Source organism: Myroides gitamensis (assembly GCF_029894455.1).
Lineage (GTDB): Bacteria > Bacteroidota > Bacteroidia > Flavobacteriales > Flavobacteriaceae > Flavobacterium > Flavobacterium odoratum.
Map to the genome: position 1 here is coordinate 2400908 of NZ_JARYHN010000001.1, position 24708 is coordinate 2425615.

The window sequence follows — 24708 nt, forward strand, 5'->3', positions numbered from 1 at the left end:
ACATAAGCACCAATCATCATCCCCATCAGAAACAGCTTAAATGCAAATACAATATGATTGCGCTTGATCTTTATTGTTTGATTATTCTTCAACATACCTATTATTTATATTCTATTCCCTAGCTTAAATATCAAGACAAGGCTTTAAATTGATCTAATGTTTCTTTCATTTGTTTCAAATAGCGACCATACAAACGTTTAATCCAATAGTGAGACAAGATGAAAACAAATAGACATAAACCAATAAAATAGGTTATAAAAAACACATTAGTAAAAAGAGGAATCATTTTATCTAAAGTGAATCCCATAAAAAATGGAATAAAGAAAATAACAAATGGAGCCAGTGAAAAACAGAAATTCTCATAGAGTTGAACATACATTCGCGCATGAAAGTAAACTTCGTACAAACTATCGCGTGAGTTCATTTCAAACGTACTAGAAGTACGATAAAACATGGCCATTTTTATAATATAGTAAAAAGAAACTACTGCAAACAAAAAATAAACAACATAAAACATCACTGTATTTTCTGCTGGCATATTATATAATTGTGGAAAAAAAGCGATTCCTACAACACTAACACTTTGCAAAATAATATCCTTCAACGTATTCTTTCGGATGCGATCTAACGGTAAACGATCCATAGAGGAAACTAAGGCTTCTTCCGTTAATTTAGGTGCACTAATATCTTGTGAATCCCATGATTTTTTAATATCGTCAAAATTCATATCCATTTTTCTTTATAATTTCTTGTAATTTATTTTTTGTCCGATTCAATTTTACTCTTGCATTTCCTTCTGAAATCCCAAGATTAGTTCCAATATCTAAATGAGAAAATCCTTCTAGGTACAGGAAAATCAAAGCCTTTTCAATATCATTCAGTTCGTGAATAGCTTTATAGAGATAGGTAATTTGATTTTCAACTTCTAAACAACTCTCTTCATTCCGCAAATAATGCTCTTCTCCATTTAAACTAAACGTTGACTTTGACCTTTTGCTATCTTTTTTAAAATAAGTAATAGCGGTATTCAGACATACCCGATACATCCAGGTCGAAAATTGACTGCTGCCTTTAAAACTAGTATAGGACTTCCAGAGCTGGCAAATCATCTCTTGATACAAATCTTCTTGATCTGCTTTGGTATCCATATAGAGCTTCGCTACCTTAAATAAGATACCCTTATGATCATTAACCTGTTCTAAAAACTCTTTTTCTATGTTGACTCGCACAACTAGCTACTTTAAAATTGCATTGACTGTAAATCCTTTTTCTCTCAACAAGGCAATTACACCTGCTTCTCCTGCTAGATGTCCCGAACCTACAGCAAATAAGGTAGATGCTTTAGGCATTAAGACAATCATCTTTTCTATCCAAGCGCGGTTGCGATTGTCCAATAACAAAACTTTTCCTTCCGTTGATAATGATTTAGGATCAGTAGCGATATGATAAAGTGTTTCTATATCTTCTTGATTAAAAGCAGCAACCATCGTTTCAAAATCAGCTATTGTTTCATCTTTTTCTCTCAGCTGTATCAGAATTTCTTTGGCAGTATAAATGCGATTGGTGATTTCAATTTGATCTTTAAAACGTTCTAAACCTAAAAAGTATTTCTTTTTACTCAACCCTACATTCAAAATTTCCATGTCATATCCTGTAACTTCACAAGGAATATCTTTAACAGCCAACATGCTCATAGCAAGGATTGGAGGAAAGTGATCTACGACTTCTAAATCAATGCCATATTTACTTTTTAACAGTATACGAAACTCTTCTTGCTCTTCTTCAGTCAGTTGAGAGGATAACGTAGTCGTGGAAACCATCAACTCTTGTATGCTCATTAATTCATCGATATCCGCCAAATTCACCTCTAAAGCAATTTGATCCACAGCCTCAATAGCCGTTAAGACTTTATCCGCTACGTGTAAATCCTCTTTACAGACGAGGTGAAACGTTCCCAATAAATAGGAAGATTCTACTAAACCATTTCCACTAATCTCCCAAAGAATAGATTTTGGCAGTTGTTCTTGAGCGAAACTCGTAAAAAAAGTGCATATAAAAAGAAAGTGAAGTAGAAATAAACGTTTCATGTACTATAGATTGATTGGTATTTTAGTAGTAAGTACTAAAAATACGAAAACGTTACATTTTTTTTGAAGATTATTTTTTTTTGGAATGCTTTTTTGTTGTTTTGCTTCTTTGTGGTGGATGCAGTGATACAACATTTATCCTGTTATGAGGCCAATTGCCATTGGCCCTTACGGTGCAGCGTTTCATCACGATATTTTACTGTGATACAATATATATCATGTAAGAAGGCCAATTGCCATTGGCCCCTACGTCTTTTTCCAAACCGGTATAAAACAAAAAAGCCTGACTACTTACGTAATCAGGCTTTTCAAAAGAAGGGCGACGACATACTCTCCCACCATGTGGCAGTACCATCTGCGCTAGCGGGCTTAACTTCTCTGTTCGAAATGGGAAGAGGTGAGCCCCGCCGCAATAACCACCCTAAAGCGGTTGTTATAAATTCCTCTCGGATCCTATAACTAATTCGGTATATTATAACGTAACAAATACTTATTTCATTTTAGAAAGTTGCCCTCCCTCTACTTATTAGTAGAGGGAGTACACATAAGCTTACGAGCTATTAGTACTACTTGACTATGACATTACTGCCTTTACATCTATAGCCTATCAACGTTGTCATCTTCAACGGCTCTTTAAAGAAATCTCATCTTGTGGTGGGTTTCGCACTTATATGCTTTCAGCGCTTATCCCTGCCCAACGTAGCTACTCTGCGATGCCCCTGGCGAGACAACAGATGCACTAGAGGTTGGTCCAATTCGGTCCTCTCGTACTAGAATCAGATCCACTCAAATTTCTAACGCCCACAGTAGATAGAGACCGAACTGTCTCACGACGTTCTGAACCCAGCTCGCGTGCCACTTTAATGGGCGAACAGCCCAACCCTTGGGACCTTCTCCAGCCCCAGGATGTGACGAGCCGACATCGAGGTGCCAAACCCCCCCGTCGATATGAGCTCTTGGGGGAGATCAGCCTGTTATCCCCGGCGTACCTTTTATCCTTTGAGCGATGGCCCTTCCATGCGGAACCACCGGATCACTATGCTCTACTTTCGTACCTGATCGACTTGTTAGTCTCCCAGTCAAGCTCCCTTATGCCATTGCACTCTACGCACGGTTACCAAGCGTGCTGAGGGAACCTTTAGAAGCCTCCGTTACTCTTTTGGAGGCGACCACCCCAGTCAAACTACCCACCAAGCAATGTCCTCTGCAGTGCAGAGTTAGATCTCAAATAAGCAAAGGGTGGTATTTCAACAATGACTAACCTACGCCTGGCGACGCAGGATCGAAGTCTCCCACCTATCCTACACATCACTTATCCAAGAACAATACTAAGCTATAGTAAAGGTGCACAGGGTCTTTTCGTCCCACTGCGGGTAATCGGCATCTTCACCGATACTACAATTTCACCGAGCTCATGGCTGAGACAGTGTCCAGATCGTTACACCATTCGTGCAGGTCGGAACTTACCCGACAAGGAATTTCGCTACCTTAGGACCGTTATAGTTACGGCCGCCGTTTACTGGGGCTTCAATTCAATGCTTCTCCGAAGATAACATCTCCTCTTAACCTTCCAGCACCGGGCAGGTGTCAGGCCCTATACTTCATCTTACGATTTTGCAGAGCCCTGTGTTTTTGATAAACAGTCGCCTGGACCTTTTCACTGCGGCCAGCTTGCGCTGGCGACCTTTCTCCCGAAGTTACAGGTCTATTTTGCCTAGTTCCTTAGCCATGAATCTCTCGAGCGCCTTAGGATACTCTCCTCGACTACCTGTGTCGGTTTACGGTACGGGTACTAATAATCTAAGTTTAGAAGCTTTTCTTGACAGCCCTTAGGCACACTATCTCGTTGTTCGAAAACGCTGAGTACTATCGCATTTCTCCATCCCCTACGCATTTTACTATAGGGAATATAGGTACGTGCTTCAACGAACTATTCCGTCAGTTCGCGGTGCTTTCATCACTGTGTCACTCCATCACAATTATTAGTAGTACGGGAATATTAACCCGTTGGCCATCGACGTCCCCCTTCGGGTCTGCCTTAGGTCCCGACTAACCCTAAGCTGATTAGCATAGCTCAGGAAACCTTAGTCTTACGGCGGGGGTGTTTCTCGCACCCCTTATCGTTACTTATGCCTACATTTTCTTTTCTATAAACTCCACCATATCTCACAATACGGCTTCTACGTCGATAGAATGCTCCCCTACCACTCACGTTTAAAACGTAAATCCATAGCTTCGGTAGTATACTTATGCCCGATTATTATCCATGCTCGATCGCTCGACTAGTGAGCTGTTACGCACTCTTTAAATGAATGGCTGCTTCCAAGCCAACATCCTAGCTGTCTGGGCAATCAAACCGCGTTTTTTCAACTTAGCATACATTTGGGGACCTTAGCTGATGGTCTGGGTTCTTTCCCTCTCGGACATGGACCTTAGCACCCATGCCCTCACTGATGATTATCATTAATTAGCATTCGGAGTTTGTCAGGAATTGGTAGGCGGTGAAGCCCCCGCATCCAATCAGTAGCTCTACCTCTAAGTAACTATGATCATCGCTGCACCTAAATGCATTTCGGGGAGTACGAGCTATTTCCGAGTTTGATTGGCCTTTCACCCCTACCCACAGGTCATCCGAAAACTTTTCAGCGTTAAACGGTTCGGTCCTCCATTTAGTGTTACCTAAACTTCAACCTGCCCATGGGTAGATCACACGGTTTCGCGTCTACCACTACTGACTAAAGCGCCCTATTAAGACTCGCTTTCGCTACGGATCCATGACTTAATCACTTATCCTTGCCAGCAACGGTAACTCGTAGGCTCATTATGCAAAAGGCACGCCGTCACCCCACAAAGGGGCTCCGACCGCTTGTAGGCGTATGGTTTCAGGATCTATTTCACTCCGTTATTCACGGTTCTTTTCACCTTTCCCTCACGGTACTGGTTCACTATCGGTCTCTCAGGAGTATTTAGCCTTAGCGGATGGTCCCGCCAGTTTCAATCAGGGTTTCACGTGCCCCGACCTACTCAGGATACCACTATCCTTATCTTCTCTTACTTATACGGGACTATCACCCTCTTCGGTTTACCTTTCCAGGTAATTCTAATTCAATCCGCAAGAAATATCGTGGTCCTACAACCCCAATATTGCCGTAACAACATTGGTTTGGGCTATTCCGCGTTCGCTCGCCACTACTAGCGGAATCACTTTTGTTTTCTTCTCCTCTGCCTACTTAGATGTTTCAGTTCAGCAGGTTCGCCTCCTATTCGGATACTATGTCTTCAACATAGTGGGTTGCCCCATTCGGATATCTACGGATCAAGTCGTGTGTGCCGATCCCCGTAGCTTTTCGCAGCTTATCACGTCCTTCTTCGCCTCTGAGAGCCTAGGCATTCCCCATACGCCCTTATTTTGCTTATGTGCTTACAATTCTTTCGAATCGTACTTTCTATAAATTTTTATTAAAATAATAATATTACTATTACTATCTAACTGTATTTGTCGTTACAATATGTCAATGATCGTTTTGAACTTGCGTTCTTGTGGAGAATATCGGAGTCGAACCGATGACCTCCTGCGTGCAAGGCAGGCGCTCTAGCCAGCTGAGCTAATCCCCCATTATAAGGTTACAGGTTAACAGTTTACAGTCAACAGTAACTTTCAACGGTTTAACTAACCTCTAGAATTTCCTTTGTAATACTTAGTAGTCCCGGGCAGACTCGAACTGCCGACCCCTACATTATCAGTGTAGTACTCTAACCAGCTGAGCTACGAGACTCTGTATATTACTTATTTTTTTTATTTGAACAAACAGCGAGAGTAAATAAACCAACCTCTTTTTTTCTCTAGAAAGGAGGTGTTCCAGCCGCACCTTCCGGTACGGCTACCTTGTTACGACTTAGCCCTAGTTACCAGTTTTACCCTAGGCAGCTCCTTGCGGCGACCGACTTCAGGTACCCCCAGCTTCCATGGCTTGACGGGCGGTGTGTACAAGGCCCGGGAACGTATTCACCGGATCATGGCTGATATCCGATTACTAGCGATTCCAGCTTCATGGAGTCGAGTTGCAGACTCCAATCCGAACTGAGACCAGTTTTTGAGATTCGCATCCAGTTGCCTGGTAGCTGCTTTCTGTACTGGCCATTGTAGCACGTGTGTAGCCCAAGACGTAAGGGCCGTGATGATTTGACGTCATCCCCACCTTCCTCACGGTTTGCACCGGCAGTCTTGTTAGAGTTCCCGGCATGACCCGCTGGCAACTAACAATAGGGGTTGCGCTCGTTATAGGACTTAACCTGACACCTCACGGCACGAGCTGACGACAACCATGCAGCACCTTGTAAATTGTCCGAAGAAAAGTCTATCTCTAAACCTGTCAATCTACATTTAAGCCTTGGTAAGGTTCCTCGCGTATCATCGAATTAAACCACATGCTCCACCGCTTGTGCGGGCCCCCGTCAATTCCTTTGAGTTTCATTCTTGCGAACGTACTCCCCAGGTGGGATACTTATCACTTTCGCTTAGCCACTCAGTCCGAAAACCGAACAGCTAGTATCCATCGTTTACGGCGTGGACTACCAGGGTATCTAATCCTGTTCGCTACCCACGCTTTCGTTCATCAGCGTCAATAAGTACGTAGTAATCTGCCTTCGCAATTGGTATTCCATGTAATATCTAAGCATTTCACCGCTACACTACATATTCTAATTACTTCCATACTATTCAAGTTTAGCAGTATCAACGGCAATTTTATAGTTAAGCTATAAGATTTCACCACTGACTTACTAAACCGCCTACGAACCCTTTAAACCCAATAATTCCGGATAACGCTCGGATCCTCCGTATTACCGCGGCTGCTGGCACGGAGTTAGCCGATCCTTATTCTTACGGTACCGTCAAATAATTACACGTAATTACATTTCTTCCCGTACAAAAGCAGTTTACAATCCATAGGACCGTCATCCTGCACGCGGCATGGCTGGTTCAGAGTTGCCTCCATTGACCAATATTCCTCACTGCTGCCTCCCGTAGGAGTCTGGTCCGTGTCTCAGTACCAGTGTGGGGGATCTCCCTCTCAGGACCCCTAATCATCGTCGCCTTGGTATGCCGTTACCACACCAACTAGCTAATGATACGCATGCCCATCTTTTACCGATAAATCTTTATTATATAAATGATGCCACTCATATAAACCATGGAGCATTAATCCGAATTTCTCCGGGCTATTCCCCTGTAAAAGGTAGGTTGCATACGCGTTACTCACCCATCCGCCGGTCTCTAGAAAGCAAGCTCTCTATACCCCTCGACTTGCATGTGTTAGGCCTGCCGCTAGCGTTCATCCTGAGCCAGGATCAAACTCTTCATCGTATATTTTTAATATTGTAAAAAGTTAGCTAGTTTATTTGTGATCCTAAAATCACCTTACTCTCTTTATTTTGTATGCTGTTGTCCAATATGTCTATGATCGTGTTTCAAACTCTCTTCTACTTAAATTTCGAAGCGAGTGCAAAAGTAAACAACTTTTTTGATTTGACAAAAAAAATTTAGATTTTTTTCTTTCCTTCTTTTCGTCATCCCTTGTTTACCAAAGCGAGTGCAAAAGTAAAAACTTTATTTGAATTAGCAAAACTTTTTTGAAAAATATTTTTTCATCCCTTTTCGCTAACCCCAGTATTTACTGAAGCGGACTGCAAAGATAAGACTCTTTATTTCGATTATCCAAATTTATTTTTAAAAATATTTTTTAGCTAATCTCAAGTCTTTTCTACTGCTTTTCTATGAACGTCTGCTTGTTTAATGCGGATGCAAAAGTAGCACCTTTTTCGCCACTTCCAAACTTTACGCAACCTTTTTTTAAAAGTATTTTCGATAATTGTCGCAACTCGCTATTATCATACACGTTACATCTAAAAGTTTTTTTTGACTTTTTCATGGTTTGGGATCGCGTGGAGCGATGATGTTGCTTTTTTGCGTTTTTGCAAGGAGCATTTTCGAGGAATGCATCTGATAAAAGAAGGTTTTCTTTTGAAAAAGGTGGTTCGAGCATAGGGGCACATGGCCATGTGCCCGTACGGGCGGGGAAAAATATTTTCTGTTTTTGATGCTCTCCTTATATATATAGGTAGGGGCACATGGCCATGTGCCTCTTTAAAAAGAAAAAAGATTCTTCAAAAAGAGAATCAAGCAACTTCACAAAAAACAAAAAAGCAAAAAGCAAAAAAAAGGAGAGCCATGCTCTCCTTCTTCCTATAGTTGTTTAACTACTTGTTTATTTTTTTACAATACGCTCTGTCTTGTCAAAGCCATTGCCTTTTATTTTTACAAAATAAGTACCTGAAGACAATCCGCTCATATTTACTTCTACTTGATTTGAGGATAATGTTGGTAAACTTTGTACCAAACGACCTGTCATATCAAATACCTGAATAGACATCCCTTTTACATTAACCTCTTCAGGAATCGTTACATTCAACTGATCCACTACTGGATTTGGCCAAACAGCAAAAGATAAATCTGTCAATTCAAACTCTTCAGTAGATAAGTTATTGAAGTCACTACGGCTCATAATGATTGAATACTCTTGGCTTCCACCTCTTAATACACCTTTATGCGTCACTTTCGCTGTATAAATACCCGCTTCTGCTCCTTCAATCTCAATTTTCTCAATATTATCAACGTTATTATCTCCTTTTTGAGCGACTAGATTTCTAAAATCTTTATTTAATCTCCAAGGTAAATACTCCACTCCGTCTTTAAATACACGTAGATCTAAATCATTTACTAAAGAAGGATTATTCTTTGCATAATCCTCATCTGAGTTATTTCCATTCGTTAATGAACCCTCTGGATCAGTCCAAGCAATTGTAACAATAACATTGATTCCACTTTCCCCTACTGAAAATTGTTTTTCATATGTTGCTCCTTGCGCTAATACATTCTCTTCTAAAACAACACCACTCACTTTACTTCCTTCCAGAATTTGAACACCTCCTTTTGCATTGATTAATCCCCATCCAAATTTATGATCCGGACCTTTTGCACTTCCAGCTTCATCAGCTGTATGTGCCATCAACGCACGAATTGTAGCCGACTTGAATGCATTGCTATTTTTTTCCATCGCCCATTGTTGCCATAATACAATCACACCTGTAACTGAAGGAGCTGCCATGGATGTACCACTAGAATTTGAATATAAATTAGTTCTAGGTACTCCTGTTACTGGTGTTGGTAATTGGTAATTACTTGAAAATACTCTTACCCCCTTAGATGAAATATCGGGTTTAATACGAAAATCATTCGTAGGTCCAAAATTACTAAACTCAGACATCACAACACTTGCAGGCCCAGTATAATTAGCCACTTCTTCCACTGCTGCGACAACAATAGTATTTTTAGCTACTGCTGATCCTGTAAGCAAATCATTTCCATTTTTAGCAGGATTTATAATTCTAAAATTATCTCTATCATTTCCAGCTGCAATAACCGGTTGATAGTATTTATACTCAAAAGTAAGTTTATCATAATCAGCACTTGTAAAATCATACGTTCCGAAATCGCTCACTGCGAGTACTGCACGTCCAAAATCGTCAATTGCTGTATATCCGTAGGAGTGATTCGATACCAATAACGCATCTGTTCTTGCAGCTTGACGCATATATTGTGTATCTCTATCCCAATCATAACTAATTATTCTCGCAGCTGGTGCCATTCCTTTTGCAGAAGCATTGACTCCTTTTGCAGCTATTGTTCCTGATACGTGTGTAGCATGTGATCGTCCACCTTCAAAACTCAAACGATCATCTTGTGAAGCTGTACCGAGATTGAGCAAAGGCTTTCTCAATGTCATACGACTTCCACCTGTATCTCCTTGAAATTCCACATGCGTATCTAAAGCCGGTTGTCCATCCCAAACCCCTACAAGCATACCTGTTCCATCTAAGTTTAAACCTAAACTTCCACCTGGTGCTATATCATTTACTCTTGTTGTTTTTCTACTTCCTGCATTACTTGTAGAATAGTATATATACGAACCGTTTTCGTTAATTCGCTGTAAAGAGAACACTCTACCATCCTTCGTAATTCCTGAAATTGGTTTATTGTTTTCTTTGGCCATTTTATAAGCGAATTCTTTATCTTCAATTCTCGCTTTTTCAAAGGCCTTAGCTTCTTCTACATTTAACTTATCGTAAGTAGAAATAATTTTTTTACGAATTTGTTCCGTTTGCGCATTCATACTCACTCCCCACAAGGAAAACAAGCTGAATAACAACAAGGTATTTTTTTTCATAAATTCTGTCTTTTGGTTGTTTCTAATTTTAGGTCGTGAAAGTTAAGCATAAAACCAACAATAATGCTAATTTTAACTAAAAAACTATTTAATTAGAAATCCAACAAAAAACAAATACACAAAACTCAATATCAACAAACTAATAAAAGATTTTAAGCAAAGAAACGATTGAATCAATATGATTAAACAAAAAAAGGTTCGATTGCAAACAATCGAACCTTTTTATATATTTCTTATAATAAAAAAGAAGAGTATTATTCCTACAAAGAGAAATGCAAACGTATTGCTAAATCCAAATCGCTGCATAAATCTTTTGTTTTTCAGGATATAGCTTTCCACAAAGAGTACATATATATAAAGCATGACTCCTAGGTAAAGATATATCAGCTGATTATAATAGAATGCATCTTTAAATTTTCCTTTAATGATTGCGTCCATTGCTCTTTGTCCACCACACCCCGGGCAATCCCATCCGGTATAGTCTTTTATTGAGCAGGTTACAACCGCAGGAAAATAACTCAATCCTTTACTTACGGCAACTACAATTCCGATAGGAAGCAGGACGCAAAAAAGAATCCGATAAAAAATCTGCATAATGTAGATCTTACATTCCTCCTCCTTGCATCATTCCTATTGCCTCTTGAACTGACTCCATATAAGCATCCCATCCTCCCATTTGTTGGATATTATACCAAGAGTAAACGAGGTTAAGAACAAAAATACCCCATACAATCAAGCTTAGAATTTTGGCATTTTTCGCAGCTTTCACTGCCCCTTCATAATCCCCTTGCTCATACTTTTTAGTAGACTGCGTTGACATTACGATAGCTACAATACCAACGAAAAGTCCAATACAGCTACAAAAACCAAAAATTGTAGAAATAATAGATAAAGCCAAATAGTTTTTTGGTTTTGGTTGCATTTGATTTTGTGCTTGATTTGAAAAAGCATCAAAATTCTGATTGAAGTTACTTTGTTCCATTTCTTAAAATTTTAACGCAATATACTACTTTTTGTTCTTTCTAAACAAAACGTTTGATATACTGTTCTAACTTTTCTTGATACGTTGTTTGAGCATGATCAACGACAGCATCTACACCCTCGATTGTCAAGATTGGTTTTAACTTTGCTTCTGTACGCAACCAATCCAAATACTCTGTACAGAATTCGGCAGAATTGAATTCTCCCTCCTCTTCTAATACTTCTTTATCTTGAAAATAAAATTCATCTTCAAATACTACAGCTTCCACATCATACGCGGCTATCTGCAATAATTCTTGAATATTTTTAGCAACGACAAAAACACCACCTTCATCACCAAAGGCAACGATAGGAGTTTGAGTTAAATCATCTACTTCTTTGTTATTAATCCAAAAAGCATAGATACTTCCTGAGCTATTTGCTTCAGCAAAAGGAATAAATGCTTTTAGAAACTCCTCTTCTGTTGAAAAACTTTCAATCAGTGGGGTTTCTTCTGTCATTAAATAAATAGCATTTGAATAATAAGAGGGAATGTTTTCGGATACTTGAAACTCTAATAAGCTCTTTAATTCCTTAGGAATATTGTATCCTTTAAATAATGCAGTAAATTCTTGTTTTACCATTGTACTGTTCATTTTCGCCCTGAATATAGGCTCTATTTTCAACTTAAATTAAATTAAACTATACAAAACCTCTTCCATAGTTGAGGATCTTGTTTGATTGAATAAAGATAAAATTTTTTCTTTTACAAAAAACAATTCTTTAAACATTCTTATTTTTTTCTTTAATCATACTATAAAATTATGATTTTCAATTAAAAAAAACACATACTCCTCCACTTTTAACAAATCTAATGGAGTCATTTCGTGAATATTCATTTAAAACCTCCGATTCACTTTCTTCTTCTAATGGCAAAATTCCTTTACTTTTGAAGGCAAAATTTGTATTATGTCAACAGTCCAAACGATTTACCTTGCTTCAGCAATGATTATTGATATCCATGGAGCACTCTTAACTGTTCGAAAAAAAGGATCCCGTTATTATATGATGGCTGGAGGTAAAATTGAACCTGGAGAAGAACCTATTGAAGCCTTGCTCCGTGAATTACAAGAGGAACTCAACCTAATCGCCGATCCAAGTGAAATCCATTACCTGGGTACACATCAAACCCAAGCAGTGAATGAAGCTAATACCCTGATTCACGCAACCATCTTTCAATTAACCTTAACTCCCACATATTTTATTCCTCATGCAGAATTAGAAGAGATTAAATGGTTAACCTATGAGAACTACCAACAAGTTCCTTTGGCTCATCTTTTAGAAGAATTCAGTATTCCGCTGTGGTTAAAAAACAAAAAATCCCAGTAACAACTGAGATTTTTTTATTTTCTATCCTTGTTTCTTCACATATTTGGTAAGAATAACAATCATTTGTCCATCCACTTTACCTTCTATATACTCTACGTTATTTGGATCTAGGCGGATATTGCGAACTGCAGTACCAATTTTTGCATTTAATGAAGATCCTTTTACATCTAGATCTTTAATTAAAGTAACGGTATCTCCAGCTGTCAAAATATTTCCATTGCTATCTTTGTGCAATGCAACAGATCCATCTCCTGTATGATCTCCAGTTGCTTTAGCAAATTCCATCAATTCATCATCTAAGTACATCATTTCTAAATTATCTGCAGCCCAGCTTTCTTGTCTAAAACGGTTCAACATACGCCAAGCAACTACCTGAACAGCAGGTATCTCACTCCACATTGACGTCGTTAGACATTGCCAATGGTTGCTATCTAACTCTTGTCTTTTCTCAATTTGATCTAAACAAGTCTCACAAATATAAATTTCTTTATCTGCTTCATTAGCAGCCACAGGCGGAACCTCATAAACCTTTAATGGTCCTGTAGATTCACATAGTTCACATTTATTTCCACTTCTGTCTTTTAACTCCGCTTCTGTTTTCATAATACGTATAGAATATAATTTAAAAGTGCAAATATAACTTTAAATATCTATTTATAAAAAACAATAAAACTCCTTTATATTAAAAAGAAATACACTAGAATGGTTGTAATTTGATAATCGTGAGGTTTGTGCTTTGTGAGGTCGTGAAGTCGTAGGTTGCTTTTTTGCTTTTTCGTGAAGTTGTGAGATTTATCGATTAAAGAAGGAGCTCTATTTTAATTAGAAAAGACACTTTAAGAGGTATGGGGAAAGGTTATGAGGTATCGGTTATGTCTCTCACCGTCTCATCATCTCACCCCCTTCACCATCCATGAGGTTTGCTTTTTCGTGAAGTTGTAGAATTTATCGATTAAAGAAGGGTCTCTGTTTTAATTAGAAAATTTACTTTATGGGGTATGGTTAAGGGGTATGGTTAAGGGGTATGGTTATGAGGCATGGGTTATGAGGCATGGGTTATGAGGCATGGGTTATGAGGCATGGGTTATGAGGCATGGGTTATGAGGCATGGGTTATGAGGCATGGGTTATGAGGCATGGGTTATGAGGCATGGGTTATGAGGCATGGGTTATGAGGCATGGGTTATGAGGCATGGGTTATGAGGCATGGGTTATGAGGCATGGGTTATGAGGCATGGGTTATGAGGCATGGGTTATGAGGCATGGGTTATGAGGCATGGGTTATGAGGCATGGGTTATGAGGCATGGGTTATGAGGCATGGGTTATGAGGCATGGGTTATGAGGCATGGGTTATGAGGCATGGGTTATGAGGCATGGGTTATGAGGCATGGGTTATGAGGCATGGGTTATGAGGCATGGGTTATGAGGCATGGGTTATGAGGCATGGGTTAAGAGGCATGGGTTAAGAGGCATGGGTTAAGAGGCATGGGTTAAGAGGCATGGGTTAAGAGGCATGGGTTAAGAGGCATGGGTTAAGAGGCATGGGTTAAGAGGCATGGGTTAAGAGGCATGGGTTAAGAGGCATGGGTTAAGAGGCATGGGTTAAGAGGCATGGGTTAAGAGGCATGGGTTAAGAGGCATGGGTTAAGAGGCATGGGTTAAGAGGCATGGGTTAAGAGGCATGGGTTAAGAGGCATGGGTTAAGAGGCATGGGTTAAGAGGCATGGGTTAAGAGGCATGGGTTATGAGGCATGGGTTATGAGGCATGGGTTATGAGGCATGGGTTATGAGGCATGGGTTATGAGGCATGGGTTATGAGGCATGGGTTAAGAGGTATGGGTTATGTCTCTCACCGTCTCATCATCTCACCCCTCACCATCCATGAGGTTGACTTTTTCGTGAAGTTGTAGAATTTATCGATTAAAGAAGGAACTCTGTTTTTGTGAGGTTTGCCTAGACTTTATTATCTAGTTACTTGGCAAATTGCCATTTGCCACTACGGGGTTTTACATCACACCTTCTCATCACCTCTCCTCACCAATCTCACCACCTCACCACCTCACCACCTCACCACCTCACCAATCTCACCAATCTCACCACCTCACCACCTCACCAATCTCACCGCCTCACCAATCTCACCAATCTCACCGCCTGACAAAAACAAACCATCCCTCCTATTTCAATATTCTATCAAAAGACTTAACTTTACTGCATAACAACACATTTCTATTTACTATGAAAACAGATATTGAGATTGCAAGAGAGAGTGAATTAAAGAACATTTACGAAATTGCTAAAAATATCCAATTACCGGAGGAGTATGTAATTCCGTATGGCAAAAACATGGCGAAAGTTCAACTAGAAGCCCAACAACAAGAGCAACAAAAAAAATCGAATTTAATTTTGGTTACGTCCATCACTCCTACAAAAGCAGGAATTGGGAAAACTACTGTTTCTATTGGTTTAGCCCTTGGATTAAATAAAATTGGAAAAAATGCGGTTGTCGCGTTAAGAGAACCATCTTTAGGTCCGTGTTTTGGAATGAAAGGTGGTGCAGCTGGTGGTGGTTATGCTCAAGTATTGCCAATGGAAAATATCAACTTGCATTTTACAGGGGATTTCCATGCGATTACTTCTGCACACAATACCTTAAGTGCGTTACTAGACAACTACATCTATCAAAATAGAGCGGATGCTAATGGCATCAAAGAAATTTTATGGAAAAGAGTATTGGATGTCAATGACCGCAGCTTGCGTTATATCACCACAGGATTAAGAGGAAATGCCAATGGTGTACCTCAAGAAAGTGGCTTTGATATTACACCTGCATCAGAAATTATGGCGATTATGTGTCTAGCAACTGATATTGATGATCTACGCAGACGTATTGAAAACATTCTTTTAGGTTATCGCTATGATGGCAGTATGTTTACGGTAAAAGATTTAGGTGTAGCTGGGGCTATTACTGTTTTATTGAAGGATGCCTTAAATCCGAATTTGGTTCAAACCACTGAAAATACAGCTGCATTTATTCACGGAGGTCCTTTTGCTAATATTGCTCATGGATGTAATTCTGTGCTTGCGACTAAAATGGCGATGAGTTATGGCGATTATGTAATTACAGAAGCTGGATTTGGAGCAGATCTAGGTGCAGAGAAATTCTTTGATATCAAATGTAGAAAATCCGGTTTACAACCAAAGTTAACGGTTGTGGTTGCTACTGCACAAGGATTAAAAATGCACGGTGGTGTTGCCTTAGAAAATATTAAGGACAAACATATTGAAGGAATTAAAAAGGGATTGGAGAACTTGCAAAAACACGTAGAAAACTTGCGTTCATTTGGACAAAGTATCGTGGTTGCGTTTAATAAATATGCGACAGATAGTTCAGAGGAAATCCAATTGGTAGAGGACTATTGTCGTGCTAATGGATTAGGTTTTGCGGTAAACAATGCTTTTGTTGAGGGAGGAACGGGTGCTATAGCTTTAGCAAATGAGGTCATACAGATGATTGAAACCAATCCTAGTCAACCATTACAATTCCCTTATTCGGATGAGTTGACGATTGCTGATAAGATAAAAGCAGTTGCAACAAAAATCTACGGAGCCACTGCGGTTACTTTTAGCCCTATTGCACAGAAAAAATTAAATCAAATCAAAGGAACAAAACTCGATTTGTTTCCTGTTTGTATTGCCAAAACACAATATTCGTTCTCAGCAGATGCCAGTGCATATGGAGTAGCACAAGATTTCACCATTGCTATTAATGACCTGGTGATTAACAACGGTGCGGAATTTATCGTGGCTATTGCTGGTGATATTATGCGTATGCCTGGACTTCCTAAAGTACCACAAGCAACAAAAATTGACTTAGTAGATGGATTAGTAGAAGGTTTAAGCTAATTCTCATCTTTTATACCCTAGTTAAAAAAGCGAAAAATTGAATTTTTCGCTTTTTTTTATTCCCTAAACTAGGAATTAAACAAATAACCCCTACTCTTATTTATAATTTAATTTTTAACAAATTGTGATTAACAATTAAAAACTATATTCATTATATTTGAGAAAATTTAGAAAAAATAGCGTATAAAAATACGTATATCACCTATTTTTAATGAAAGATATAATTCACCACTTATTTTTCCCTGTTTCTAACGCCATCATGACCGTCTTGATGATTATATCAGTCATCTATTGGTTATTTTCAGCTCTTATGGGGGGATTAGATGGAATAGGTATAGACGCTCAACCGGATGTAGACGTTGATGTCGATGTAGATACTAATTTTGACTTACAGCAAAATCACGTGGATATTCTACACGATAAAGACCCAGATATTGACGAACCTACCCTATCTCATGAGTCGAATCTATTTATAAAACTCCTCCATTATATGAATGTAGGGCAAGTACCTTTTATGATGGTGTTGACTATTTTTAAATTTTTCACTTGGGCGGGTTCTTTACTAACTACAATATCACCGCATATCATCAAATTAGGCAATTGGTCTATTATCATACTGATTCCCTTGGCTATCGTAGCTATTATTCTCACGCATTATGTTACCCTTCCTTTGGGTAACTTCTTAAAAAAAACAGGTTATCACGGAGATGAATCTATTGATTTCATTGGTCGTGAAGGGTTAATGCAATCGAGTATTGATACAGATAAACACGGGATTATGCAGCTAGTGGTCGATCAAGATCCTATCAAGATTATGGTAGCCAGCTGGGATGGAGAACCCATCCAATTTGGAGATCGAGTTTACGTAATAGAAAGATCAAAAACAACCAACCTATATTATGTGGTCAAACGCATGTAATCATTTTATCAATCACTAAACACAAATTTTATGGACTTCGGATTAGGAACAATAATAGCAATCATCGTTGGTGCTTTATTTCTATTAATTCTATTATTCTTTGCTGTACTCGCTACTTTCTACAAGAAAATACCGCAGGGAAAATCAATTGTTAGAACAGGTATTGGCGGTACCAAAGTTGCTTTTAATAAAGGAATCTATGTTGTTCCTGTATTTCACAAAATGGAAATCATGGATATTTCCGTAAAAAAGCTTCAAATAGACCGTATGCAAAAAGAGGGATTAATCTGTAAAGACAATATCCGTGCCGATATCAAGGTGGCCTTTTTTATTCGCGTCAACAAATCCATTGACGATGTGATTAACGTTGCACAGACCTTAGGTTGTGAACGCGCAAGTGATGTAGAAACCCTGCGTAACATTTTTGAGGCAAAGTTTTCTGAAGCCCTAAAAACAGTAGGAAAGAAATTTGAGTTTATTGAACTATATGAGGCTCGTCGTGAATTTAGAGATGAGATTATCAATATTATTGGTCGTGATTTAAATGGTTACATTTTGGATGACTGTGCGATTGACTACTTAGAGCAAACTAATCTATCCTATTTAGATCCACAAAATATTCTAGATTCGGAAGGGATTAAAAAAATTACGGAATTAACGGCTTTACAAAACATCAATGCGAACTTGATTCGCCGTGATGAGCAAAAAGTAATCAAAAAACAAGATGTAGAAGCTCGCGAGGCGATTCTTGAATTAGAAAGACAATTATCAGAAAAAGAAGAGAAACAACGCAGAGAAGTTGACAACATCAAATCACGTGAAGAAGCTGAGATTCAAAAAGTACGCGAAGAAGAGCGTTTAAAATCTGAAAGTGTACGTATCTCAACAGAAGAGAGCTTAGCAATATTAGAAGAAAACAAACTTCGTCAGGTTATTATTGCGGCGAAGAACAAAGAGCGTACCGATGCAGTTGAAACGGAGCGCGTTGAAAAAGACCGTGCTTTAGAGCAAACAGAACGTGAGCGTATTGTATCACTAGCTCAAATTAATAAAGAGCGTGCGGTAGAAGAAGAAAAGAAGACGATTCAGAATGTTATTCGCGAAAGAGTACAGCTTGAAAAAGGTGTAGTTGAGGAGCAACAAGGCATCAAAGATGTGGAAGCTTTCAGAGAAGTTGAAAGAGAGAAACAAGTAGGTATTACCCATGCGAGTAAAATTGCTGAAGAAAACTTAATCAAGACAATTAAGGAAGCAGAAGCGAAGAAATTTGCACAAGAACAACTTTCACAACAAATGTTGATTGAAGCAGAAGCACAAAAAGAAGCTTCTATTAAACAGGCTGAAGCACGTAAGATCTTAGCAGATGCACAAGCGCGTGAAGACGCTACTATAGGACTTGCTGAAGCGGAAGTAATCAAAGCAAAAGCGGAAGCAATTGAGCAAGAAAGTATTGTTGAAGCGGCAAGAATTCAACGTATTGCTACAGCGGAAGCAGAAGGAATCGCGGCGAAAGCAGAAGCAAAACGCAAAGAAGGATTGGCAGAAGCAGAAGTAATCAAAGAAAAAGCGATTGCAGATGCAGATGGATTAAAAGAGAAAGCAGATGCAATGAAGCAAATGGACGGTGTTGGAAAAGAACACGAAGAGTTCAAGTTGCAACTTCAAAAAGAGAAAGAAGTAGAACTAGCTGCATTAAACATTCAAAAAGATATTGCTAAATCCCAAGCAGATGTCCTTTCTTCTGCGCTACAAACAGCAAAAATCGATATTGTGGGTGGTGAAACGATGTTCTTTGAAAATATTATCAACCAGGTAAGTCGTGCCAAAGGATTTGATCAATTGGTTGACAAGAGTCAGAATGTACAAGATATTAAAACGGCTCTCTTAGGCGATGGAACGTCCATCAACCAAGGTGATCTATTTGACAATATTAAATATTACGCGCAACAGTTTAACGTAACAACAGAAGACCTGAAAAACTTGAGTATTGCAGCTTTAATAATGAAAATGCAACATAATGCTACAGATGAAAATCAAGGTTTATTGGGGACGATCTCCGATGCTGTACAGCGTTTAGGTATAGGAAATAAGAAATTATCATAATCGTTATTCTAGTCACTCTTTGTAAAAAAAGAGTGACTTTTTATTCGCTACTCCTCTACTCTATTTTTAATTTACCTCCGTATTAGCTAGACTAGGTTAATACAAAGTATCCTTTATATATGGCTGAATTAGAAAAACAACCTATAGAATCTTTGGATTCAAATACGTATGAGATTATACAGCGCAGGCTTCAACAACAGAAAAGTGATTTAATCAAACGATTACAAGCACTTAATGATGACCGAAAAGAAGTTTTTACGGCTGTAGATCTTAAGCTTATCGCCAACCAACGCATTACCACAGCAAACAATTGTACTGCCAGAGGCATTATTGCCTTTGACAACATCTGTATTTTTGGGTATAATGTTCACTTTGGATTAAAAACGACCATTGAACTCAGTGATGTATTCAGTATCTATCGTTTTGAAAACAATCAGTTTGTACCTCAACCGTTGGATTTTATTAGCGATGCAAACTTTATCAACGATTACCAAAATTTATATAAATACTATAGAGATTCTATTTTTAGCCGATTTAAGAAAACGGAGAATTACCTCTATATGGTTTTTCAAACCAGCAAAAATGTAGATAGTTTAAAAGCTTTTAAATGGTTGATTAAAGATGATCAACTGATTTATCAAGATGATCGCAGCATTCACGAAGTAGTTAAAAGTCCACAGTTTGAATTTACATGGAATAAAACCACCCTTGAAAACAGACGCCTGGGTGTTCATCCCCATGTTTCCATTCAAGATAAAGTCTTTATAGAAGCCGTTGGTGGGGATATTACCTTTAAGATTGAAGACAATACGAGTAATGGTCAGGGAATTTACGCTGAACCAGTAAAGAATATTGATCAACAGCTGGATGATGCGGACTACTACTATGCGGATTTAGGGAACTTTATTGCCCTTCGCATCAAGCCGTATCAAGAAGAGTTTCGCGCCTTTATCTTTAATACCAAAACCAAACAAGTAATCAATGTATCCGCGTTGAATCACACGGGTATATTACTTCCAGATAGCCAAGGAATTATTTTTTCCAATGGTTATTATTTACAAAGTGGTGAGTACAAAATTTTTGACAACAACATCAAAGATCTTGAGTTTATCAAACAGATTCCTTCTCATAATGGAGAAGATTTCTTGTATATCTTTTACCAGGCCGAACAGCACATTTATACACTGATGTCGTATAACATTATTAAACAACAAATCGAAACCCCTATCGTTTGTAGTGGATTTACGTTGTTTAACGATGGTAAACTCATTTATTTCCGTTCTGAAAATGATGCGGTAAAACACCATGTCGTTCAAATCTGGCAAACGCCTTATACAGCGACTTTAATTGAAAACAAGGAGCAAAAAGAAAATCAACTCTACAAAATAGGCAATAAGGATCTGGTAAAGGCGATGGCTGAATGTCAAGAGATTATTCACCTCATCGACAAAGAAGATTCCTACGAAGGCCTATATGGCGACCATTGCCAAAAAGGCAAATGATGTTATTGATGCTTATTTTTGGATTAATACCACAGAGACGAAGCATTTAAATGAGCCTTTAGAACAAATCAAAGGAATTGCCAATACCGCAATTGACGAATTTGAAAAAGTTCAAGAACAACGCAAAAAGGCTGCTGCTCGCTTAGTGGAATTGAAGACTGTTGTTGAAAAACAACTATTCAATGTAACCAATGCTAAAGGCGATACCCTAGAAAGCTTGGTTCATTTACTGGCTGAAAATCGAAAACTCCTTGGGGCTATTATTAGTTCCCGTCAAATCAAATACATTGATGTTACTGTTTTAGAAGGGTATCAAGAAAAGTTAGGGCAAACAAATGAAACCCTTTCAGATAAAACGATTGCTTTTCTCTTAGAGGAAAAGGCTTTAGTTCCGTATGAACAAAAAGTACTTCAACAAAAAGAAAAAGTCAATGGAGTAACGAAAGTAATCGATGCACATGCGATTGATGAAAGTTGTAAATCCATCTCTGCAGAATTGGAATTACTCATTGATATTCTCAACAGTTTAAAAATTGAAGATACCACGCAAGCGACCAAGATAATAGCTAAAATCTCTGTTATTTTTGCCTCGTTGAATGAAGTACGCGCGCAATTAAAACGCAAAATCGATGCATTGCGCACCAATGAATCTATTGCAGAATTTCACGCTCAATTGACTTTACTTGATCAAAGCATCATCAATTTTTTAGAGCTTTCCAATTCTCCAGAAAAATGCGATGAGTATCATTCTAAAGTCAGTGTTCAGGTAGAAGAACTCGAGAGTAAATTTGCAGATTTTGACGAATTCATCTTAAAAATTGCAGACAAACGCGAAGAAGTGTCCAAAGCTTTTGACACGAGAAAAACGCAATTAGTTGAACAAATCAATAGACGCACCCAAGCTTTAGAGCAGATTGGTATTCGCATCTTAAAAAATATTGAAAATAAATCGGCTTCTTTTAAATCAAAAGAAGACATCTTGGCTTTCTTTTCTTCCGATTTGATGGTAGATAAAGTACGTCAACTGATAATTGAACTACGCGAATTAGGCGATGTTTCAAAAGCAGAAAATCTAGAAAACAGCGTAAAAACAAGTCAGGAAGATGCTCTTCGCACTTTACGAGATAAGCAAGATTTATTTGTTGATGGTGAAAATATCATCAGCTTAGGTTCGCATAAATTCGCTGTGAACAAGCAACCGTTAGATTTAACCATCATTCGAAAAAATGATTTGTTGTATTATCACCTAACGGGTACTAGCTTCACTTCTCTGATCAAAGAGGATCGTATTTATTCCTATAAAGAAATTTGGAATCAGGATCTTGTTTCTGAAAACAACCATGTCTACAGAGCGGAGTATTTAGCGTATCAAGTGATGCAGTCTCTTTCGAATCAAAGAATTGAAGAATTACAAGAAGCGATTAAGCTGAGAGCAGAACAAAATTATGGCGAAGGCTACCTGAAAGGAGTGCATGATTTTGATGCCTTAGAGATTACACAAGCCCTCTTACAACTAAAGACAGACCTAGGAATTCTTACCTATGCTCCTGCTATTCGGGTATCTGCTCAGTTCTTTTGGCATCAGTTGGAGGCTCCTTTAAAAGAAACACTAATTAAACAAATCAACAGCGCCACTGCGGTACAAAAGGTTTTCCCTTCTAGTGCAAACTATCAGTATATTTTACAGCAGTTGGATGATTTATATCTGCAATGGAAATCTCCTTTGCAATTAGTAGAATCAAAACAAGCGGTTACGCAATATTTGTTTGAAGAGTTTACTGATGGAACTTATTTTACTAAATCTCAACAAGCCCATCAACTCAAAAAAGAGTTTATTGCTTTTTTACAGCAAAAGAATGCGCTCGTTACTTTTGAAAACGATATTCAGGAAGAGTTTTTATCTCCTTTAGATCGTTTCTATCTGATTCAAAACTGGCTGTACTCCTATTTGGGGCATCATCCTGAATCAGCTGTTTTAAGCAAATACATGGATGAAGCTTGTAATTTACTTCTTTTTGAAAAACAGTATAATTATACCATCAAAGAGAGTCAGGATTGCATCGTATTAAAAACATTAAAAGGCAATCACCCTCTTATTGTTCAAGATACTTACACCTTGGATTATCATCACTTCATGGATAAGCTAATTTCTTTTGAAGCGACAACTGTGCCTTTATTTCGCGCCTTTATAGCAACAAAAGAACAGTTACTCAGCGAATACAAACGAAGTTTAAAGATCAATGAACTACAACCTCGTGTCTTGACGTCTTTTGTGCGAAACAAATTGATTAATGAGGTTTATTTCCCTTTAATTGGAAACAACTTAGCGAAGCAAATTGGGGTTCATGGAGAAAATAAACGCACAGCTCGTATGGGTATGTTGCTTTTGGTTTCTCCTCCAGGATATGGAAAAACAACCTTAATGGAATACTTAGCAAATACGCTAGGTTTGCATTTTGTCAAAATTAATGGACCAACGATTGGTCATTCTATTACGTCAATTGATCCAGATGAAGCAAAAACTTCAGGTGCTCGAGAGGAATTAAAGAAAATAAATTTATCCTTTGAAATGGCGGACAATGTGATGTTGTATTTAGATGACATCCAGCATTGTAGTCCTGAATTTTTACAGAAATTCATTTCATTGGCGGATGGTCAACGTAAAATGGATGGAATTTTTGAAGGAGAAAGTAAAACGTATGATTTGAGAGGGAAGCGCTTTTGTATTATCATGGCAGGAAACCCTTATACGGAATCAGGAGAGAAATTTCAAATCCCCGATATGTTAGCCAACCGAGCAGATACTTATAATTTAGGAGATGTGATTGGCAGTACTGAGCATTTGTTCAAACTGAGTTTACTAGAAAATGCAATTGCGGAAAATCCGTATTTACAACAATTGAGCAGTACGAGCTTGGATGATTTTTATCGTCTAATTGCCCATATCGAAACTCAATCGGAAGAAACACTTTCCTTAGAAGGTAATTTTAGTGCGCAAGAAATTGAAACCTTTACTGCCGTATTGAAAAAATCGATCATTATTCGCGATTTGGTCATTCAGGTTAACCAACAATACATTATCAGTGCAAGTATGGATAATGCCTATCGTACTGAACCTGCTTTTAAATTACAAGGTTCTTATCGCGATATGAATAAGATGATTAGCAAAATCGTTCCTTTAATGAATGAGAAAGAAATTGAGGAGTTGATGTTGACGCATTATGAAAATGAATCGCAAACTTTAACTTCCGATACAGAAGCGAATCTATTAAAATTAAAAGAATTGGCCAATCAACTTTCTCCAACAGAGCGTGAACGTTGGGAGAACATCAAAACCATATTTGTCAAGCAGAACAAATTGAGTTTTGCCGGTCAAGATAATCAAGCAGCTCAAGTCATTAATCAGCTGATGGATTTCAACCAAAATTTAGCAAGCATTGCTCAGGCAATCAAAATAAAATAATTCAAAAGCGGTTTGTATAGCTACAAATCGCTTTTTTTATTCGCTTTACTTCTCTTGTATTTAGTACCAAATCCTCTAACAAAAACGCAGGATGTAA

12 protein-coding genes, 2 tRNA genes, 3 rRNA genes and 1 pseudogene are annotated in these 24708 nt (G+C 38.3%); 5 read left to right on the plus strand and 13 right to left on the minus strand.

The window, feature by feature from the left end:
- Positions 1 to 130 precede the first annotated feature (130 nt).
- The 12 genes from M2306_RS10595 to M2306_RS10650 all read right to left on the minus strand — a co-directional run bounded on the left by M2306_RS10595 (position 131) and on the right by M2306_RS10650 (position 11988).
- Positions 131 to 727 (minus strand): hypothetical protein, encoded by a 597-nt coding sequence (locus M2306_RS10595; protein WP_259190923.1) that lies wholly within the window; start codon positions 725 to 727, stop codon positions 131 to 133.
- Complete coding sequence (locus tag M2306_RS10600) at positions 717 to 1229, minus strand: RNA polymerase sigma factor (protein ID WP_259190924.1); 513 nt, start codon at positions 1227 to 1229, stop codon at positions 717 to 719. Before M2306_RS10600 ends, M2306_RS10595 begins: the two co-directional genes overlap by 11 nt.
- A gap of 6 nt (positions 1230 to 1235) precedes the next feature.
- Complete coding sequence (locus tag M2306_RS10605; RefSeq protein ID WP_259190925.1) at positions 1236 to 2087, minus strand: TraB/GumN family protein; 852 nt, start codon at positions 2085 to 2087, stop codon at positions 1236 to 1238.
- A gap of 314 nt (positions 2088 to 2401) precedes the next feature.
- Positions 2402 to 2511, minus strand: a 5S ribosomal RNA gene (gene rrf / locus M2306_RS10610).
- A gap of 116 nt (positions 2512 to 2627) precedes the next feature.
- A 23S ribosomal RNA gene (locus M2306_RS10615) occupies positions 2628 to 5506 on the minus strand.
- Positions 5507 to 5628: 122 nt separating this feature from the next.
- Positions 5629 to 5702, minus strand: a tRNA-Ala gene (locus tag M2306_RS10620).
- Between the two features lie 87 nt (positions 5703 to 5789).
- Positions 5790 to 5863 (minus strand) — tRNA-Ile (locus M2306_RS10625).
- Between the two features lie 71 nt (positions 5864 to 5934).
- Positions 5935 to 7452 (minus strand): 16S ribosomal RNA (locus tag M2306_RS10630).
- Together the 16S, 23S and 5S rRNA genes with 2 tRNA genes alongside form the textbook arrangement of a ribosomal RNA operon.
- A 901-nt stretch (positions 7453 to 8353) precedes the next feature.
- The gene (locus M2306_RS10635) at positions 8354 to 10372 is read right to left on the minus strand and encodes a S8 family serine peptidase (protein ID WP_498882854.1); all 2019 of its coding nucleotides are present in this window, start codon (positions 10370 to 10372) and stop codon (positions 8354 to 8356) included.
- Between the two features lie 222 nt (positions 10373 to 10594).
- Positions 10595 to 10966, minus strand: coding sequence for a DUF2752 domain-containing protein (locus M2306_RS10640; protein WP_115092652.1), 372 nt, complete (start codon positions 10964 to 10966; stop codon positions 10595 to 10597).
- A gap of 10 nt (positions 10967 to 10976) precedes the next feature.
- A complete protein-coding gene (locus M2306_RS10645) occupies positions 10977 to 11354 on the minus strand; it encodes a CD225/dispanin family protein (RefSeq protein WP_115092651.1) in 378 nt (125 codons plus the stop codon).
- Between the two features lie 40 nt (positions 11355 to 11394).
- Positions 11395 to 11988: a cell wall assembly protein gene (locus tag M2306_RS10650; RefSeq protein ID WP_259190949.1), complete on the minus strand. Its 594-nt coding sequence runs from the start codon at positions 11986 to 11988 to the stop codon at positions 11395 to 11397.
- A 313-nt stretch (positions 11989 to 12301) separates the two neighbouring features.
- Between M2306_RS10650 and M2306_RS10655 the strand changes: the two genes are divergently transcribed.
- Positions 12302 to 12721 (plus strand): NUDIX hydrolase, encoded by a 420-nt coding sequence (locus tag M2306_RS10655; protein WP_259190948.1) that lies wholly within the window; start codon positions 12302 to 12304, stop codon positions 12719 to 12721.
- A 21-nt stretch (positions 12722 to 12742) separates the two neighbouring features.
- Here the strand turns inward: M2306_RS10655 and M2306_RS10660 are convergent, their stop codons facing one another.
- Positions 12743 to 13324 carry a PhnA domain-containing protein gene (locus M2306_RS10660; RefSeq protein WP_259190947.1) on the minus strand — a complete coding sequence of 194 codons (582 nt, stop codon included), beginning with the start codon at positions 13322 to 13324 and terminating at the stop codon, positions 12743 to 12745.
- 1632 nt (positions 13325 to 14956) lie between these two features.
- Between M2306_RS10660 and M2306_RS10665 the strand changes: the two genes are divergently transcribed.
- The 4 genes and pseudogenes from M2306_RS10665 (at position 14957) to M2306_RS10680 (ending at position 24611) form a co-directional block, all read left to right on the plus strand.
- Entirely contained in the window at positions 14957 to 16624 is a 1668-nt protein-coding gene (locus tag M2306_RS10665) for a formate--tetrahydrofolate ligase (RefSeq protein ID WP_259190868.1), read from the plus strand.
- 211 nt (positions 16625 to 16835) lie between these two features.
- The gene (locus tag M2306_RS10670) at positions 16836 to 17543 is read left to right on the plus strand and encodes a YqiJ family protein (protein ID WP_259190867.1); all 708 of its coding nucleotides are present in this window, start codon (positions 16836 to 16838) and stop codon (positions 17541 to 17543) included.
- 30 nt (positions 17544 to 17573) lie between these two features.
- A complete protein-coding gene (locus tag M2306_RS10675; protein WP_115092646.1) occupies positions 17574 to 19646 on the plus strand; it encodes a flotillin family protein in 2073 nt (690 codons plus the stop codon).
- Positions 19647 to 19765: 119 nt separating this feature from the next.
- Positions 19766 to 24611, plus strand: a pseudogene (locus tag M2306_RS10680) (DNA repair ATPase).
- Positions 24612 to 24708 lie beyond the last annotated feature (97 nt).